The sequence below is a fragment of the Peptacetobacter hiranonis genome (assembly GCF_008151785.1).
GTDB classification, from domain to species: Bacteria; Bacillota; Clostridia; order Peptostreptococcales; family Peptostreptococcaceae; genus Peptacetobacter; species Peptacetobacter hiranonis.
Genome location: NZ_CP036523.1, coordinates 2,271,753 through 2,290,913, shown reverse-complemented (window position 1 = coordinate 2,290,913; position 19,161 = coordinate 2,271,753). Strand labels below are relative to the sequence as shown.

The 19,161-nt window shown below is 29.4% G+C and carries 13 protein-coding genes; 9 read left to right on the top strand and 4 right to left on the bottom strand.

Features of this window, described 5'->3' with window-relative positions; translation table 11 throughout:
• Positions 1-18: 18 nt before the first annotated feature.
• From KGNDJEFE_RS10635 to KGNDJEFE_RS10605, 7 genes are all read left to right on the top strand, one after another.
• Positions 19-396 (top strand): hypothetical protein, encoded by a 378-nt coding sequence (locus tag KGNDJEFE_RS10635; protein WP_006440603.1) that lies wholly within the window; start codon positions 19-21, stop codon positions 394-396.
• A 42-nt stretch (positions 397-438) separates the two neighbouring features.
• Positions 439-1,071, top strand: coding sequence for a hypothetical protein (locus KGNDJEFE_RS10630; protein WP_006440604.1), 633 nt, complete (start codon positions 439-441; stop codon positions 1,069-1,071).
• A gap of 28 nt (positions 1,072-1,099) precedes the next feature.
• Positions 1,100-1,714 (top strand): CPBP family intramembrane glutamic endopeptidase, encoded by a 615-nt coding sequence (locus tag KGNDJEFE_RS10625; protein ID WP_006440605.1) that lies wholly within the window; start codon positions 1,100-1,102, stop codon positions 1,712-1,714.
• A 74-nt stretch (positions 1,715-1,788) separates the two neighbouring features.
• Complete coding sequence (locus KGNDJEFE_RS10620) at positions 1,789-2,445, top strand: alpha/beta hydrolase (RefSeq protein WP_006440606.1); 657 nt, start codon at positions 1,789-1,791, stop codon at positions 2,443-2,445.
• A 19-nt stretch (positions 2,446-2,464) separates the two neighbouring features.
• Positions 2,465-3,238 (top strand): SDR family oxidoreductase, encoded by a 774-nt coding sequence (locus KGNDJEFE_RS10615; RefSeq protein ID WP_006440607.1) that lies wholly within the window; start codon positions 2,465-2,467, stop codon positions 3,236-3,238.
• 141 nt (positions 3,239-3,379) lie between these two features.
• On the top strand, positions 3,380-4,702 hold the full coding sequence (locus KGNDJEFE_RS10610; RefSeq protein WP_148881763.1) for an IS3 family transposase: 1,323 nt from the start codon (positions 3,380-3,382) through the stop codon (positions 4,700-4,702).
• A gap of 402 nt (positions 4,703-5,104) precedes the next feature.
• Complete coding sequence (locus KGNDJEFE_RS10605; RefSeq protein ID WP_040410611.1) at positions 5,105-5,716, top strand: hypothetical protein; 612 nt, start codon at positions 5,105-5,107, stop codon at positions 5,714-5,716.
• A gap of 50 nt (positions 5,717-5,766) precedes the next feature.
• Here the strand turns inward: KGNDJEFE_RS10605 and KGNDJEFE_RS10600 are convergent, their stop codons facing one another.
• On the bottom strand, positions 5,767-6,372 hold the full coding sequence (locus tag KGNDJEFE_RS10600; RefSeq protein WP_006440610.1) for a hypothetical protein: 606 nt from the start codon (positions 6,370-6,372) through the stop codon (positions 5,767-5,769).
• Positions 6,373-6,686: 314 nt separating this feature from the next.
• Between KGNDJEFE_RS10600 and KGNDJEFE_RS10595 the strand changes: the two genes are divergently transcribed.
• On the top strand, positions 6,687-8,930 hold the full coding sequence (locus KGNDJEFE_RS10595; protein ID WP_050754676.1) for a BspA family leucine-rich repeat surface protein: 2,244 nt from the start codon (positions 6,687-6,689) through the stop codon (positions 8,928-8,930).
• Positions 8,931-9,060: 130 nt separating this feature from the next.
• Here KGNDJEFE_RS10595 and KGNDJEFE_RS10590 read toward each other — a convergent pair whose 3' ends face one another.
• The 3 genes from KGNDJEFE_RS10590 to KGNDJEFE_RS10580 form a co-directional block, all read right to left on the bottom strand.
• Positions 9,061-9,249 (bottom strand): FeoB-associated Cys-rich membrane protein, encoded by a 189-nt coding sequence (locus KGNDJEFE_RS10590; protein WP_006440612.1) that lies wholly within the window; start codon positions 9,247-9,249, stop codon positions 9,061-9,063.
• 44 nt (positions 9,250-9,293) lie between these two features.
• On the bottom strand, positions 9,294-11,300 hold the full coding sequence (gene feoB, locus KGNDJEFE_RS10585) for a ferrous iron transporter B (protein ID WP_006440613.1): 2,007 nt from the start codon (positions 11,298-11,300) through the stop codon (positions 9,294-9,296).
• A gap of 101 nt (positions 11,301-11,401) precedes the next feature.
• Positions 11,402-11,614, bottom strand: coding sequence for a FeoA family protein (locus KGNDJEFE_RS10580; RefSeq protein WP_006440614.1), 213 nt, complete (start codon positions 11,612-11,614; stop codon positions 11,402-11,404).
• Positions 11,615-12,126: 512 nt separating this feature from the next.
• Between KGNDJEFE_RS10580 and KGNDJEFE_RS10575 the strand changes: the two genes are divergently transcribed.
• On the top strand, positions 12,127-19,071 hold the full coding sequence (locus KGNDJEFE_RS10575; protein WP_040410612.1) for a SpaA isopeptide-forming pilin-related protein: 6,945 nt from the start codon (positions 12,127-12,129) through the stop codon (positions 19,069-19,071).
• Positions 19,072-19,161: the final 90 nt, after the last annotated feature.

Genomic DNA, 19,161 nt, shown 5'->3' with positions numbered 1-19,161 from the left:
ATTTATGGAGGAATATGTATGTTTTGGTCTAAGAAAAAAGAGAAGAAAACACTTGATATAAAGTTAAAGGACGTATTTTCGATTATAAAATCAGATTATGACGATGGAATTGCATTTTGCTTGATAGAGTTTATGCTAGATGACGAGATGTACACTATGGGATCTGTATTAACTCCTAATAGCGATGAAATACAAGAAAATATATATTTTGTTTTTAATGATGATAGATATGATACTTATGATGAGTTTCTAGAAAATGTTGAAATCAATGGAGTTAAGCTATCTAATTCTGATGAAGTCATTACAATTGTTAGAGCGGTAATTATTGACGGAGATGCGATGATAAATACTCCTTGGGGAGATACTAGATTAGCGAAGATGGCAATTGAAAAATAATATATTTGAATACATACAAAATAAATTAATTATGGAGTGAAAATGATTAAAAAAATATGGACTTGGAAAAAAATAATTTTAATTATAATACTTTTAATGGTAATAATAGTATTGTTAAAATCATTAAATTTAGCATTTGTTGCTAATGAGCTAGATGTGGCATTAATTTTTTTAGTAACATCTATATTTTTTATATACTTTCTTTTAAAAACTGCGTACCCTCCAAAGTTTGAATGTATGAGGGTTGTTAAGAGATATTTATCATTTAAAGAATTGAAAAATTTTATAGAACAAGAAAAATTTGAAATATTTAGAGTGGAAAATATATCAGATCCATTTGAATTATATTATTCAGACAAGTGGCTTTTTATAAATGATGTATATATTCCAAGGAAACTTATTTTGGATGGAGTTGCTATTAAAGAGTCATTTTACTCTTCATTTGGGAATATAATAATAATGACTAAAAATGGTGAAAGAATCTTTTTAGCTAAGGTAAAAAGTGAAGAAATGAATAAAGCTATTCTTCAATTAAAAAAATCATTTGTTGAGATTAAAGAAGATATCAACAATATTAAAGTCTGTAGAAATAGATTATTTTATAAGCAGCTCAAGAAAGAGTTTAGAGAAAATATTAGTAGCAAGGAAGAATTTATTAGATATTTCTGTATCTAAAAAATATTATAAATAGGTGGTGATATGTATGATTTTGATAAATCAGTTAATAAGTGCAATCCTTCAAGTAGTTATATTGATAGCTATTCCGTTTATATTTTATCTTGTTAAAGAAAAGAGAGTAAAGGGATTTTTTAATTATATTGGATTTAAGACTACTGAAAATAATGTGTTTAAATACATGGCGATAATATTTATCTCTTTTTTAGTTATAATAATATTGCCATATCTGTATCTTTACAACACAAATAGTTTGACATATACAGGGTTTACAGTTGATGCATACAAACAATATGGCTGGAGTATGCAGACAATATTAGTTATATTAATTTGGGCAGTTATACAAACATCACTATCTGAGGAAATATTTTTTAGAGGATTTTTAGGTAATAGATTATTTGAAAAACTGGGAAATGGTGGAAATATTATTCAAGCGATAATTTTTGGTGGGATACATATAGTTTCTGTTGTAGGAAAGGGAATTTTGCCAATGGTGATAATTTTTCTTCTTACAGGTGGAATTGGATACGCACTTGGATGGCTTTCTAGAAATAAAGCAGATGGAAGTATAATTTATGGCTGGATGATTCACGCAGCTGTAAATATAATTTCTCCAATAGTTGTGTTTATGTTTTTGATTTGATAAAAATTTCCTGTTCTATTAAATAATAAAAATATAAATTTTAAGATAATTAAAATACTACAGGGGGTGTTATTTTGAAAAAAGCAATTATATACATACATGGAAAAGGTGGAAATCATCTTGAATCCGAAAGCTATAAGAAAAATTGTCCAGGATTTGATATTATAGGTTTAGACTATGAAGTAGATTTTCCTTGGATTGTAATTGATAAAATAAAAAATATATACGAAGATGTAAAGAAAGAGTATGAAAAAATATATATTATTGCTAATAGTATAGGAGCATATTTTACAATGTTATCCTTGCAAGATTATAAAATAGAAAAGGCTCTGTTTATATCTCCTATTCTTGATATGGAAAGATTAATCTTAGATATGATGATATGGGCAAATGTATCTGAACAAGAGCTACTAGAAAAAGGGGAAATAAGTACTGATTTTGGCGAAGTATTATCTTGGGAATATTTATGTTTTGCTAGAAAAAATAAAATAAATTGGGAAGTTCCAACAGAGATATTGTATGCAGAAAATGATAATTTAACATCTTTAGAAACAGTAAATAAATTTGTTAAAAATCATAATGCAAATCTGACAATAATGGAAAATGGAGAGCATTGGTTCCATACAGAAGAGCAAATTTCTTTCTTAGATAATTGGATGAAAAAATCAATTAATATAGATAATCCCACTCAATTAGGTGTACAATTAAATAGGTTCTTAAAAAATATTTAAAAAAATAGGGGGAATAGATATGAATAATTTTAATATTTTTGATATAACTGGCAAAAAAATACTTGTCACTGGTGGAAGTAGAGGTCTTGGATATGGTATGGCAGAAGGATTTCTAAAAGCTGGTGCAGAAGTAGTGATAACTGGAACATCAGAAAAAGTATTCGAATCTGTTGAAAAACTTAAAAACAATACTAGTGGAGTAGTTCATGGTGTTGTACTTAACCTAGATAATGCAGCAAACATAGCATCTGTTTTTGATGAGGTTATGGAAATTTTAGATAATAGACTAGATGTACTTGTAAACTGTGCAGGAATGCAGTATCGTTGCAAGGCTGATGAGTTTCCAGTTGAAATGTGGGACAAGATTATAAATGTAAATCTAAGCTCTTTATTCAAAATTTCTCAGATTGCAGGAAGAGTGATGCTAGAACAGGGAAGTGGAAAGATAATAAATATAGCTTCGTTGACATCATTTATCGGAAGTGAGTCTATACCTGCATACACTGCAACAAAAGGTGCTGTTATGCAGCTTACAAAGGCTCTTTCAAATGAATGGTCATCTCGTGGAGTACAGGTAAATGCAATAGCTCCAGGATATATGGAAACAGACTTAACTGCAAACATGAAGAGCTATAATCCAAAACAATATGAAGAAGTAACTAGCAGAATTCCTATGCATCGTTGGGGTAAACCTGAGGATCTACAGGGAGCGGCGATTTTCTTAGCAAGTAGTGCATCTGATTATGTAAGTGGAGCAATAATTCCTGTTGATGGAGGATTTCTAGGAAAATAGATAAATATAAAAAAGAGATTATGAAAAATAAAAAAGCTATCGTGAAAATTAAAATGGAACCTATAGAATGGACACTTGTAAAAAGGTGTTTCATCTATAGGTTCTTTTTTTGTATAATTTTAATATAGAGGTGAGTAATTTATGAGTAAAAAACAATTTAGTAAAGAAGAAACATTAGAGCTATCAAAAAATCCATTTGTAAAGAATGTAAGCTGTAAATCAATAACATATACAAATGAATTTAAAATACATTTCATAACAGAATACAATAAGGGAAAAAATCCAACACAGATATTTAAAGAAGCAGGTTTTGACACTAACATCATAGGTGCAAAACGTATTAAATGCGCTAGCGAGCGATGGAGAAAGTCATATAAAGAAAATGGTATTTTGGGACTAGATGATTCTAGAGTTAATAATTCTGGAAGACCAAGAAAAAGAAAATTAACAGATAAAGAGATAATAGATAAGAAGGATGCTGAAATAGCATATCTTAAAGCAGAGCTAGAACTAGTAAAAAAGCTAGACTTCGAAGAAAGGCAGGTGATGAATAATAAGCTACCTTCGGTGAAAATATTCAAATTAATTAATGATGTAATAAATAAATATTGTTTAAAAAAAATGATAAAACATCTATGTATTGTTGCAGGAGTATCTAGATCTGGATTTTATAACTATTTAAAAAACAAGAATGTAATAAGCAAACAAGAAGAAAAGGATTTAGAAGCAAAAGAAATAATTCTTAAAGCATATAAGTTCAGAGGATACAAAAAAGGTTCTCGTTCAATAAAAATGATTTTAAAAAGTAAATTTAATATAATATTTAACAGAAAAAAAATTCAAAGAATAATGAAAAAATATGGAATTAAATGTCCTATTCGCGAGTCAAATCCAGCTAAACGTATGGGAAAAGCAAGAAAAGAACATCACACAGTTCCTAATAAATTGAATAGAGAATTTAAACAAGGTATACCAGGAAAAGTACTTTTAACTGATATTACGTATATGCCGTACGGCAATGGGAAAACAGCATATTTATCAACTGTAAAAGATTCTTCTACGAATGAAATTTTATCGTATCATTTATCGAAGAATTTAAAAATGGATATTGTTATTTCAACTATTAACAATCTCATGTTATCAAATTCAGACAAATTACATAAAGATGCATTTATTCATTCTGATCAAGGAGTTCATTATACAAGTACTATTTTTCAGAACTTGTTAAAAAAATATAATTTAGGTCAATCTATGTCTAGAAAAGGTAATTGTTGGGACAATGCTCCGCAGGAGTCATTCTTTGGTCATATGAAAGATGAAATAGATTATAAAAGTTGCAATACATTTGAAGAGTTAAAAAGTTTAATAGATGATTATATGGATTATTATAATAATGATCGTTGTCAGTGGAATTTAAAACAGCTGACTCCTATTCAATATAGAAGTCAGCTGCTTGCTGCTTAAGACTTTTTTATATATGTCCTTGACATAGGGACCATTTTAAATTTTACGATAGCTTTTTTGTTTAATTTTTATTGTTTTTATCTTTTTTATTTTTAAATAAAGCTGAAAATAAAACTCCAAGAGATGTACCAATAGCTATTCCCATTGTAAGCTAGTCAAAAACTATTCCTAAAGCTGTTCCAATTCCTAGACCTATAGGTATACCATATGCGTAAAATTCTTCGTCTTTATCATTTTTATATTTTTTATTATAATTGTTATCTTTAGTCATAGTAATCACCTCTTTTTATTTATATCAAAAATATTTTTATGCGAACTATATAAAAAAAGTTATATTTATATTATAATTATACTATATATTTGGAAAAGTATAATTATTTTTTTAATACAGAGGTGAATATTTTGAATGAAAAAATTTATTTTTCTAAACTTCAATTCACTCATACGACGTATGGTAGAGAATTAGATAGATTATTATTAGACTTGGATTCTAAAGAACTATCTTTTCAAACTTTTGAATACGTAAAAAATATGCCGTCTATTATTGGTTATGGATACTATGATGTATTTGGCGAATTAATATTAAGTGATTTTACAAATCCTGGAATACTTGTAAAAAGTTGTAAAAATAATTTTAATAAACAGATTATATCTATTGAAAAAGAGGAAAAAATAGTAACTTTTTCTTATGGAATAAAATTATCTGATTTAGAAATAAAGTTAGTACGAGAATATTGTAATGCTTTAGAGTTTGAAAAATATAGAGGTTTAGATATATATGATTATCTTGATACTGATGGATATATTGGCTATAGAGATGAAATAAGTTTAGAATTTGAAGGAATAACAAATTCCTATATTCCTAGAATAAGGTTATCTATGGATATTATTTTTGATAATGAGCATAGTTGGCCAACTGAAAAATTATATAATTATTTAATGAATGTATATATAAGAAGCAATAAAGAGTTGAAGAAAAGAATGATACCTAGATATGCATATGTAGGTTTTTAAAAATTAAAGGAATAGAGTACATAAAATAAATTATGTGCTCTATTCTATTTTTATAATATTTCTAATTTATTATCCATAAATTTCTCGTAGACTTTCTTACAAAACTGGACACTCAAGAGCTCAGTAGTATTTCTTCCAAAAGTTTCAAAGTTCTCTAAAACATCTACCTCTAAATCCTTAAAATTTTCCAATTCAGACTTTTCTATAGGTTGATGAAAAGTATATCCACCAATCTCATAGTATAGATAATATAATGAATCATCTAATTTATACCTAACCAACTTATACATAACTTTTTCGCCAGTTGCTCTATCTGTTTTAATTTCTTTTCTAAAAATATCACTATCATCTAATTGATTATATTCTAAATCTTTTTCAGAAACTTTTCGTTGAAAATTTTTAAACCTCAATTCCTTATGAATTTTAATAGGTTCAAATTTTTCTAACATATCAGATTTCATTTTATAGTATTTTTTCTCGTTATCTAATGCGTTATCATAACTATCATATTGATCTAAAAGATAGTTTTTATATTTTCTCTTTTGATTTCGCCAATTCTTTGCCCTTTTATTTATGGAATAAATAACTTCGCCGAGTATTTCTTCTGTTATTTTGTTTTGATTTACTAAATCAGAATATTTTTTAGGTGTTTTCATCTCAAAATCTCCAATATATATTTATTAATTTGAAAGATATTTATAAATCTAAAAGTATATGAATACATTATACTACAACAATTAAATGAAAAGTAAAAATGTAAATATATTTTAAAATATTCTATAAAATAAAGAAAATAATTGTAAAAGTGATTATAAATTTAGTGATTAATAATTTTTTGAAAGAAATATGTTTAATTATGTTTAATAAGGGTATTTTCAAAAACTGTTGGGAAGGTTAAATTTTAATTAAAATTAAATTCAAAAGCTTAGCAGTTAAAAATTCAATAAATCATTTTAAGGGGGTAGATATTTTGAATTTGAACAAAGGTATAGCTGCAGTTGCAATAGCAGCGATTCTATTATCAATAAGTAACTTTTCTTCAGGAGCCGAATCTTTTAAATATAAGGCTAAAAAGAAATCTAATGGCACAGAGGTAGTAAAAATAGCATCTAAACGTCATCATTCTCACACCAAATTTATTGGCAGGAATAGATACGAAACTAGCTCGAAAATTTTAGAAAGCAGTGGAAATAAGGATACATTAATTCTTGTTAATGCTTCAAAAGAAATGTCTGATGGTTTATCAGCTGCAGCACTTTCGGGGAAATTAAAGGCTGATATAGTTCCGATAAATCCAGATAATATTGATAATACTACTGAAAAAACTATAAAAAAAGCTAAAAATATAATTTTAATAGGTGGAGATAGCGCCATACCAAAAAATTTTGAAAAGAGACTTTCAGGAAAAAAAATTACAAGAATTGGTGGAAGAGATAGAGTAGAAACTTCAAAAGAAATTGCTAAGTATATTGGAAATTATAAGAAAGCATACATAGTAAATGGATATACTGGGCAAGCTGATGCAATGAGTATTGCTCCTGTTTCAGCTAGAGATGTAAGTCCTATAATTTTAACTAAACCCAACAGTGAAAGTATTGATAGTGTAAAAAATGTAGAATACAGCATAATAGGCGGAAAAGACGTTGTTTCAAACAGCATACAAGAGAGTACAAATTCAGATCGTATAGGTGGTAAAAACAGATACGAAACCAATAGAATGGTTTTAGATAAGTTTTACAAAGACAGAAAGTCTATATCATTCTGTAATGGTGAAACACTTGTAGATGCACTTTCAGGATCATATTTTGCAAAAGATGAAGGAATTGTTCTTGTCAACAGGACAGAAAATTTGAATCTTTTAGAGAATATAAATACAACTCAGCTAGGTGGACTTCCTATGGATATAAGATTTGTTGTAGCAAGTTCTTCTGGGGTAACAATAAGCGAAGTTAATACATCTAAAGATAATAAAACACCTACAAAGAAAGAAGACACTAAACCGAATAAAAAAGACGATAAAGACAAGAATATAGAAAAAAATGAACAGAGGGAAGAAGAGAAAAAAGAAAATCCTGACAAAAATAAAGGTCAAAATATAAGTAACACTTTAATGATTGGTGAAGACTTCAACTCTGAATTAAGAATGTTAAAGGGATTCCCAAAAGCTAATAAAGTTGTATTTAATAAAGGAATACCAAAAGATATAGATAAAATAAACCACGTTAAATTAGACGAAAATAAAAGTGGTGAAGTTGTTGCATATATAAAAGACAACACAGTATATATATCATCAAACAAAACAATATACGCAAATCCAGAAAGTGATTACTTTATGAATAATTTTGAAAATATAAAAGAAGTAGATATAAGTAATCTGGATACTTCAAAAGTTGTGAATATGAAATATGCTTTTAATGGATGTAGTAGTTTAAAAAAGATAAATACAGATAAATTAGATACATCAAATGTAGAAAATATGAGCAGTATATTTGCAAACTGTACTAGTTTAGAAAGCGTTGATTTGAGTAAGCTTAATACTAAAAATGTAACTGACATGAGTGATATGTTCTTTAAATGCTCAAATTTAAAAAGTATAGACTTAAGTAATTTTGATACATCAAATGTAGAAAATATGAGTTATATGTTTGGAGACTGTAATGGATTGACTAAAATAAATTTAAATGATTTAAACACTAAAAAAGTAACAAATATGATGGCTATGTTTACAAACTGTAAAAATTTAAATGAGATAGATTTAATTGATTTGGATACAGATAATGTAGAAAATACAAGTTATATGTTCTCAGGGTGTTTAAATCTAACTAAATTAGATTTAAGTAATTTCAATACATCAAATGTAACTAATATGTCTTATATGTTTGCATCATGTGAAAGTTTAAGAGATGTAAATCTAGAAAATTTAGAAACAAAAAATGTAAATGATATGAATGGAATGTTCTATGTATGTAGAAATTTAAATGCTACTTTAAACATAGATGGAGAAGTATCTAGTTATGCTGGTATGCTCGACCATTGTGCGGTAGAGGATGGATCTAAGCTAGTTTTAAATTATACAAATAATTCAAAACCTACAGTAGAAAAAATGCTTGAAACAAAATCAGATTCAGCTAATGTTTTCTTAGGAAATTTAATAAAAAGCTCAGAAAATCAACAAACTGAAAAAACTACAGAGAATAATAAAGTAGTAGAATAAAGTTAAAATAAAGTAAACCCCTTAAGAATTTTATCCTAAGGGGTTTATTATTTTGCCCAGTTAGTGCGAATAGGCTATATATAGCATATTTTGGGGGATATATGATATATATTATTTTGTATATTTTAAGTTATTTGTGGCAACCACAACTACAGCAAGAGCCATTTGAGTCTGAATATGCTGCACCTTTGCAAGAGGAGCAAGTTTTTGCAGATGGACAACCTATACATTTTACACCACTTTTTTTAGCTTTTCTTATATAAAATGTTGCGCCTCCTATAATAGCTAGAAGTATTAAGATTACTACAATATTAGCCATAAATATCTCCTCCTTTCAAAATTTAATTTCTATATGCTTATAAATTAAGCTACTGATTTATTTCCTAAAGAGTATTCTTCGTCGAATCTCTTATTTTCTTTCATTATAAGTCTTATTATAAATGCTGCTATTGCAAGTACTACAACAAGCCCTGGTAAGAATCCCTGTCCAACTGAACCAGTAGTTATAAGTGTTCCTATCTGGTAAACAAGGAATGCAACTGTATAACCTGCAGCGAACTGAAGTCCAACTCCACCAAGTAGCCATTTTTTATCTTTTATTTCTGAGTTCATTGCACCTATTGCAGCAAAGCAAGGTGGTGTATAAAGGTTGAACATTAGATATGCTAGAGCTGCAACTGAAGTAAGTCCCATAGTTGTTGCAACTGTATTAGCTCCACCTGTTAAAACAAGATCGTCTACATTTATGAAGTTAGTTAATCCGTAAACTACAGCTATTGTACCTACGACATTTTCTTTAGCTATAAATCCTGTTATAGCTGCAGCTGCTAACTGCCAAGCTCCAAATCCTAAAGGTATTAATAATACTGCAAATGGAGAAGCTATTGAAGCTAGTATTGAAGTATGTTCCATACCTTCTGGAACTAACTGTAACTGCCAGTTGAATGACTGCATTATCTGAACTGCGGCATTACAAACAAGTATTATTGTACCAGCTTTTATTATGTAAGCTTTTGCTCTTGAGAACATAGATATTACAGCTCTTTTTAAGCTAGGTATTTTATATTCTGGTAATTCCATTATAAAGAATGATTTTCTATATTTATGACCAGTTATTTTTAATATAAGTAGAGAACTAAGTACTATTAAAAGTATTCCCACAAAGTACATTAATGTACCTACCCAAGATGCATCACTGAAGAATGCACCTGCAAATAAAGCTATTACTGGAAGTTTAGCACCACATGGCATAAATGGTGTAAGCATCGCAGTAGTTCTTCTTTCTCTTTCATTTCTTATTGTACGACAAGCCATAACGCCAGGTATAGCACAACCAGTACCTATAACCATTGGTATTATAGATTTTCCTGAAAGACCAACTCTTTTAAATATTGGATCCATAACAACGCTGACACGAGCCATATATCCACAATCTTCAAGAAGTGCTATTAAGAAATACATAACCATAACTAGTGGTAAAAATCCAACAACGGCTCCAACACCACCTATGATACCATCTACAAGAAGTGCCTGTAGGAACGGAGATGCTCCAGATACCATTTCAGCTACATATCCCTGGAATGTTTCTATCCAACCAACAAGTATATCTGCTAGGAAAGGTCCAAGTTTTGACTGAGATATATCAAATACTAGCCACATAACAACGGCAAATATTGGTATACCAAGCCATTTATTAGCTAAAACTGCATCTATTTTATCCTGAGTATTTCTAGTTTTTGTTAATACTTTACGAGTTTCAACCTGACTAACTATTTTATTTACAAATTCAAATCTTTTTCTATCGGCTTTTTCAACTTCATTTTTATCATGAAGGTTTATTTCTCCCTGATGATAAGGAGCAACCTGTTTTTTTCCTTTTGCTTCAATAGCTTTTGCAGCCACTTCTGCTATTCCTCTTTCATTAGTTGAAACAGTAGCTACTACTGGGCAACCAAGAGCTTCAGATAATTTTGCTACGTCTATTTTAGTTTCTTTTTTATCTGTTATATCACTTTTGTTTAGTGCAACTACAACTGGTATTCCAAGTTCAAGAAGCTGAGTAGTGAAGAATAAACTACGGCTAAGATTAGTAGCATCAACTATATTTATGATTGCGTCTGGGTTTTCATGTTTTACATACCCACTTGTTATACTTTCTTCAGATGTGAATGGAGACATTGAATATGCTCCTGGTAAGTCAACTGCGACAACCTCTTCAATTGCTGTAGCACAGTAGTTCTTTTTAAGAGTACTTTCTCTTTTATCTACTGTAACCCCAGCCCAGTTTCCAACGTGCTCGTTACTTCCTGTTAATAAATTGTACATAGTGGTTTTCCCACTATTTGGATTTCCTGCTAAAGCTATCCTCATGTTTTAAATCCTCCTCCTTTTTACTGCGATTAAAACCAATCCCATTAAAAATATATTTTATGATTACATTACTGCCTAAATAATTAATAAAAATAAATTTATTATATTAAAATTGCTTTTGCTAGATTTACATCTATATTGTAGCGACCGTCTTTTACAGATACTACATAGCTTTTTCCAAATTTAGAAACTACGGTTATTTTTTCTCCGCTGTAGCATCCAAGTGAGAATAAGAATGCGTTAAGTTCCTCATCATCTGTCTGTATATCTTTTATTGTATATTCTTGCTCTAACTGAGCTTTTGTTAAATCCATAATCGTTTCCTCCTCAAAATCAATTCTACAATAACAAGATAGCAAAAAGTAATAATCATTGTCAATAGAAAAGAAAAATCAAATAGTGATAAAAATGACAATTTTTATCAAATAAGAAAATAATGGCGGTAAATGATAATTTGATGCAAAAAAAGCCATAAATTTCAAAGGATACAGTATTCTTCAAAAAGTTTAATAAAAATTATTTGACTTTGCCCAAAAAAGTTGTATACTAGTTTAGTTAATAAAATATTTTGTATTAGAGGTGGTACAAAATATGCTACAACAGTATGAAAAAAATTACGTATGAGGGTAAAATAAAAACGTAATTTTATCAATTAGAGGGATTATTTATGTTTAGAGAAAGCTGAAATTAAAACCAAAAAAAGGTTTAAGATTCTCTAGGCATTTTTTATTTTTTGAAAAATTTAACCAATTTGAAAACTTCAAATAAAGCTAAGTTATAAGCAATTAATTTAATTGACTTATCTAAAATGGAGGAAAAAATAATAATGAAGTTTGCGGGAAATAAAATAATAACCTTAGCTCTTGCACTTACAATGTTTTTAAGCTCAGTTGATATGAGAATATTTGCATTTGAGTTAAATGAGAATACCGATAAGGCAGAAAGCTATCGTAGTGAAGAGAATAGCAGCCAGGATATATCAACTGAAGAAGTCGATAATGAGAAGCAGGAGGATAAACAAAATCCAAAAGAAGAGAATAAAGAGAATTTGGAAAATGATAAATACGAAGAATCAAAAGATAAAGAAAAAGAAGAATCTAAAAATAATAATGAAAAACCAAATGAAGAGAATGATGTTGTAGCTTGGCCGGATAAACCTGAATGGCTTGATAATATGAAGCCAAATCTAGATGATATAGAAATAGAAGAAAAAATTTATGGTGTTCCGGAAAAAGAAATGAAAAAGATTGAATTGATAAATTTACAAAATTTATCTATGCAAGAGGAAGCAGACCTAAATAAAAAAATCCCAGATAATCAGATAGAAAAGAATATAAAAGTGTTTATAAATGGGGAAGAGTACAAAGGAGGAAATATAACTATATCACTTGGTGATAGTTTTACATACTTGTTTGCTTGGCACCCAAAAGATAATATTGGTATTATTTGGGATGAAGGTAATTGGTTTGAAACAACAGTTTTTAAAATAAAGGGATTAAATTTACCACTAAAGTCTGAAAGTAAGTTAATAATAAATGGCATAAAAGTAGGAGATAGAATAGCTACATACGATGTAAATACGGGAGAATTAAAGTATAAAGTAGTTTTTAATAAGTATATAAGATTATTCGACCTTAATAGTATAGAGGCTATGGTACAAGGAAGTGGAAGTTTTAATTCTACTATGGATAACGTAGAAATAGATGCTAGTGGTAAAACTGGAAGTATAACAGTTACACCTAGTGAAACTATTACTCCAATATATCCAAACTTAGAAGGTGGAAAAGGATGGACACCTGTTCTCCCACCACCATTTAATAATAAACCAATACCTTTTGGAAAAGGAAAAGTATCTGATACGTCTGATGACAGTATGAAAACACCACAGATAGAGTGGAGGGTTATGTATGCTGATGACCTACAAAAGTTAGGGGAAAAATTCTTAAAGGATGGGATTGAGCCATCAGAAAGTGCAGGATATTGCATAGTAGAAGATACTTTAGATTCAAATCAGAAATTTTATAGCACAAAAGAAGGAAGATATGTAAATGCTCCTTTCTATGTAGAATTACCAATGATAACATTAGGAACAAATCATTTAGAGAATGGATCTGATGGTGATGATAAGTATGATGGAAATGAATCATTTAAAACGTATATAACAGCGGATAAATTTAAGCATATAAATGGAGATAATGCTAATAATAGTGATTTAATAAATAAAGTAATTCAGCAAGTAAAAGATACTCCATTGAGTTGGACAGTAGTGAAGGATTTAAAATCTAAAAAAGAAAAGCTCATAATAAATTTAGGTATTTTAGGTACTAAAGATAGCTCAAAGGGTATTACCTGGGAAATGGCAACAAATGAAGATAGTAAATATAATTGGGCAAAAGAAGGATTAGATAAATTAACTAAAGAAGCTGAAGAAAATAGCATAAAGTCTATTAACGGAGAAAATTCACCGGTAAAGAATTTTCAAAGAAATAGCGAGTATTTGAGAGATTTAGTTAGAAGAACATCTTTGCGGGATTATAATGACGAAGAAGGTAAGGCAAAAGCGAGAGAATGTCTTTTAAAATGGGATATTAGCTATAAATTGTGGAAAGGTGATAAAAGAGTAAAACCAACACTTTCATTAAAAGATAAGAGTGGTCGGTTAATAGTTCCTCTACCTGATTTTAGTATTATGGAAGAGGTAAAAGATTTAAAAGTAAACTCATCTGGAAAGACTATAGCAATGTCTAGTGACTACCAAAATACAGAAAAAGCATTGAAATCACTTCCAGAAGATCAGGATATTTATATAAGAGATGGTATGAAGTATAAAGAAAAATGGGAAGCAGCTGCGGAAAGATACAGAAAAACAGCTGAATTTTATAAAGATAATAAAGTATTTGGGTTTGCTATAAAGTATAAATCAGAATCAATAAACACTTCTGTTACAACATATCACAATGATGTAAAGCTTACTATAGGTGGTAAAGAGTATTCATCAGAGGATACAGTAAACGATTTAAACTTCAAAAATACCATAACCGGAAACTTTGCGCTGGGATCTCTTATTTTACAAAAGGCAGATAAGATATTTGATAATGGAAATAGTGTAGAAGATATTAAAAATGTAGAAACAAATAAAGCTGGTTTATCCGGAGCTAAATTTAAGATTTATTGCAAAGCAAATAATAAAAAGGTTACGGATATTATCAGTGACGACAATTTAGCTAGATTCTTTGATAAAGATGCAAGTCAAAGTGGTACGTCATATGTATATTCACATACAGGAAAAGATGCTGATTTAAACCTTAAAGGAGAAATTGTAGATTTAGATGTAGATGAAAATGGAAGGCTAGATGTTGAAAGGCTAGGTTCAAGTCATAAGCACTATCTAGTTGAACAGAAGGCTCCAGATGGATATTATTTAGACCAAACTCCAATTAAATTGCAGACAAAAACAGATAGAGTAGAGTACAAGCTTATTCCAAACATATCTAGATCTGTAAAACTTATAAAAAGAGATTCAACAAGTAAGCGTCCATTAGAGGGCGCAAAGTTTGAGCTTTATAAAAAAGTATCCGCCAAAGAAATAAATCTAGATAAGACTATAGATAATAATTATGTAAAAGTAATCGGCTTTAAAAGTCAGGTTGTAAATGGTCATAAAATATATTGGAAAACAGATAAAGGTTCTGATGAGTTGATTACAGATAAGGATGGAAATCTTTGCATACATAGATTAGAGGAAGGGGAGTACAAACTAAAAGAAGTTGAAGCTCCAGAGGGATATGTATTATCAGATTCAGAATATACTTTTGAATTGTCAAAAGAATTACCAACAGCAGGAAAAGGAATGGACTCTGATAAACATGTTCTTATAAATGGAGAGGATGGAGTTTTAAATAACCCTGGAACAGCAAATTTAAAAGTTACGAAGCAAGATGGTATAAGTAGAAAAAATCTTTCTGATGCAGAATTTGCAATGTTTAGATTTATAGGAACTGAGGAAGAATGGAAAGAAAATCCAGATGATATAAACAAATGGGAAATTGTAGATATATCAAATTCTAAAACAGATTATTTCTATACTCCTAATACAATAAAAGAGCATCTAGAATCAACTATAAACTATGCAAACTATCAATCTAGTATTATACCTGGTGTAGATAAATTGAACCTAGCTGCTACAGATGAAAATGGTAATTTAGAGATTAAAAATATACCTCTTGGACATTATTCAATAGCAGAAATGATTGCACCTGATAATTATACTAGAGATTACCATAGTTTTTATTTTGATATTACTCTAAAAGATGTTATAAATGATAATAATTCTGTAACCGGAAATAGTGGTAAGTATGTAAAATTGTATAATGGTTTGAGTGATAGTAGCGTTGTAGTAAAAGATAATATTATAAATAACTACAAGAAAAAAGCTCAAATAGCTTTAGTAAAATATGATATTGATCAAGGTGCGCCAAATATAGAAGGAATGGCAGTTGGCAAGCTAGATGGTGAGTATAAAAGTGGCTGGCTTTATGATGGAGCTAAGATTGAAAAAGGTAAAGGTCTTAAGGGAGCTACATATAAGTTATTTATGGAAAGAGGCGGTAGTAAAAAACCAAATCCAAATCCTGAAGAATTAAAAAATAGTGATAAGATAATAGACACAGGATTAGCAAATGAATACGATGAATGTTTAGCTATAGGTACTACAAATGAAGATGGAGTTATTAGACTTGAGGATATGAAAGGCAGAGATGGTAAAATTGAAGGTCTTAATATGGAAGAGTACTATATGGTAGAAGTAAAAGCTCCAGATGGATATATACTAGACCAAAGTCCGATATTATTCTCTATAAATGACTATGTATATCCTGAAAATGCTGAAAAACCTAGGGAGGACAGGATTCCAGGGCTAATAAAAAGAACTAGTAATAAAAAATATGGCTACGGTATAAAAATAGATAAATACGGTACTTCAAATGGAGAAAAAGTTAAATTAAGTGGAGCAGGTTTTACTATAAAAGAAGTTGGAGCAACAGAAAATTTAAAATTAAAATATAATCAAGATAAAAATATATATGAGGTTATAGATGGAGATTTTGATTCTAAAATGTACACTTCATCTGATGGAGAGCTAAAAATAGCAGGATTAAAACCAACTACAGAGTATGAGATTACCGAAGTAGAAGCTCCAAAAGGGTATCAAAAATTAGATAAGCCGATAATTGTAAAAACAGCAACAGATTTAAATGAAGGAATATTAGATGGAGATTATCTGTATGTATCTAAAGAAGTTGAAAATAGTCATCTAAAGGGTATAATGAAACTTCATAAGATGGATTCAGAAACTCAAGCTGCACTTGCAGGCGCAAAATTCCAATTATTTTATGAAAAGGTAGAAAAAATAAATCCAGGAGATCCAGACTACGATCCAAATAATCCCGATAAAGTTAGATACGTAGATGTAAAAGTTGGAGAATCAAAGACAACTGATTCTAATGGTAATGTTGTATTTGACAACTTGGATTGGAATGAGAATTATTTTATAAAAGAAATAGATTCTCCAGATGGATATATTTTAGACGAAAGTAGAATATACTTTGAAATAAATAAGGATTCATTTGACAAAGATGGTAATCCAATACCAGTTTTATTTCCTCGGATTAGAAATAAAAAAGGTGCACTTGGAGAAGTTGTTATTACAAAAGTAGATAAAAAAGATAATAATATAAGTTTAAGTGGAGCTAAATTTACTTTAATTAAAAAAATTATCGATGGTGCAGGAAATGAGCATTGGGTAGAGTATGGCGGTGAATATACAAGCAATAAAGATGGAAAAATTTATCTTATACTACCACCAGGAGAATATGCTATAAAAGAAGAAAAAGCACCAGAAGGATACCTTTTAGAAAAAGATCCTAAGCCGTATTATTTTGAAGTAAAGGAAAAAGAAGATAATTCTATTCCAGATAAAGTAGAAATAACCATCGAAAATGAAAAGGGTGAAACAGGTATATATCTTAAAAAGACTGTAAAAGACAAGGGTATACCTATAGGAAATGTTACATTTAATTTCTTCAAAAAAAGCGAAAGTGAAGAAAATAAGCTGCATTTTAAAAAGATTTCAGATGGAATATACGAGTATACATCTAATAAAAACGAAGTAGATTCTACGGATGAAGCTGTTACAAATTCTAAGGGCGAGATAAAATTAATTCTACCTAAAGAATTTATCGATAGCGATAATGCAGCGAAAATATTATATAAAGAAATAAAAGCTCCAAATGGAGTTATTTTAGACGAAAATATAAAAGAAGTAAGCTCGTTGAAATTAAATAAATGGGCTGAAATAGACGTTGAAAATGAAGTAGACGAAAGTGTAAAAGATTGTTTTGTAGAAGTAATAAAGAAAGATGAAGAAAATAATAAACCGCTAAAAGGTGTTAAATTCCAACTTTATTCCGTAGAAGGAAGTGGAACAAGTTTAAAAGAAACTAAAATTGGTACACCTAAAGAAACAGATGAAAATGGGAAAGTTACATTTGAAAATCTAAAAGTAGGTGGTAAATATCATATAGTTGAAGTCGAAGCACTTGATGGATATGCATTGGATGAAACTCATCACGAGATTATAGTAGATGAAAGTAAATTTGAAGGAAAGTTAGACTTTAAAGTGGATACTATAGAAATTACAAACAGCAAAACTATTGGCTCAGTTAAGCTGAAAAAAGTGGATGCAGATAATCAAGATGTGTTATTAAAAGGTGCTGAGTTTGAGTTGTTTAAAAAAGACGAAGATTCAGAGTGGAAACATTATGGAGATTATAGATATATCACAGATTCTAAAGGAGAGATAAATTTAAAACTTCCTTTAGGAGAGTACTATTGGATAGAAAGAGCAGCGCCAATTGGATATATGATTGGCTATGCTAAAAAAATAGAGTTTAAAGTAGAAAAAGTGCATTTAGATATTGAGTTGGCTCCGGTAAAAAATAAAATAGATCCTAGACATAATGCACCAGTAGAGATAATAAAAGTAGACTCAGATGATAAAAATATTATGCTTGAGGGTGCTGAGTTTGAACTATACTACAGAGGATTAGATGATGAATATCATTTATTCCACGCTCAACACCATATAACAGACTCAAATGGAAAGATAAAATTTGATATACTTCCAATAGGGTCTTATGCATTAAAAGAGGTAAAGGCACCAGATGGGTATGAATTGCCAGAAGGTGATAATATGTATTATTTCAATGTTGAAAAGGATAAGCAGCTTGTAAAAATTGAGATTGAAAACAATAAAAAACAAGGTGGAGGTGGTGGAGGAGGAACTACGGATCCAAAACCACCAATAGATCCCGATAAACCTAGTCCACCAATAGATCCAGACAAGCCAACTCCAGAACCGGAAAAGCCTAGTCCAGAAAAACCTGAGATAGAAGAATCTAAACCAGAGAAACCTGAGGAGCCTGAAATTGATAAACCTGATCCAGAAAATCCCGATAAGCCTGGAACAGGTGAGCAAGAATCAGAAAATCAGGATAAACCAGAAAAACCTAATAGTGGTGATAGTTCTGGAAATAGCAGTGGAACAACTACTAATAGACCTAATTCAAATGATAAAACAAATTCATCTAAAAATGATAATAAAACACCTCAAACAGGGGATAATGGAAATTTAATTGTTTGGGGAAGTGTATTTTTAATTGCATCAATTGTATTAATTGCATTGCTTAGAAAATCTAAAAAGAATAAAAAATAGCCTAGATAAAAATTGGACTGTTGCAGATTTGCAATAGTCCTTTTTTATTAATATGTTATTATGTTGAGATATTTTGGAAAAAATAATATA

What these genes read in the sequence shown, in the direction of transcription:
- KGNDJEFE_RS10635 (WP_006440603.1), top strand. Translation starts at nt 19, where the DNA reads ATGTTTTGGTCTAAGAAAAAAGAGAAGAAAACACTTGATATAAAGTTA.
- KGNDJEFE_RS10630 (WP_006440604.1), top strand. Translation starts at nt 439, where the DNA reads ATGATTAAAAAAATATGGACTTGGAAAAAAATAATTTTAATTATAATA.
- KGNDJEFE_RS10625 (WP_006440605.1), top strand. Translation starts at nt 1,100, where the DNA reads ATGATTTTGATAAATCAGTTAATAAGTGCAATCCTTCAAGTAGTTATA.
- KGNDJEFE_RS10615 (WP_006440607.1), top strand. Translation starts at nt 2,465, where the DNA reads ATGAATAATTTTAATATTTTTGATATAACTGGCAAAAAAATACTTGTC.
- KGNDJEFE_RS10610 (WP_148881763.1), top strand. Translation starts at nt 3,380, where the DNA reads ATGAGTAAAAAACAATTTAGTAAAGAAGAAACATTAGAGCTATCAAAA.
- KGNDJEFE_RS10600 (WP_006440610.1), bottom strand. Translation starts at nt 6,372, where the DNA reads ATGAAAACACCTAAAAAATATTCTGATTTAGTAAATCAAAACAAAATA.
- KGNDJEFE_RS10590 (WP_006440612.1), bottom strand. Translation starts at nt 9,249, where the DNA reads ATGGCTAATATTGTAGTAATCTTAATACTTCTAGCTATTATAGGAGGC.
- feoB (WP_006440613.1), bottom strand. Translation starts at nt 11,300, where the DNA reads ATGAGGATAGCTTTAGCAGGAAATCCAAATAGTGGGAAAACCACTATG.
- KGNDJEFE_RS10580 (WP_006440614.1), bottom strand. Translation starts at nt 11,614, where the DNA reads ATGGATTTAACAAAAGCTCAGTTAGAGCAAGAATATACAATAAAAGAT.
- KGNDJEFE_RS10575 (WP_040410612.1), top strand. Translation starts at nt 12,127, where the DNA reads ATGAAGTTTGCGGGAAATAAAATAATAACCTTAGCTCTTGCACTTACA.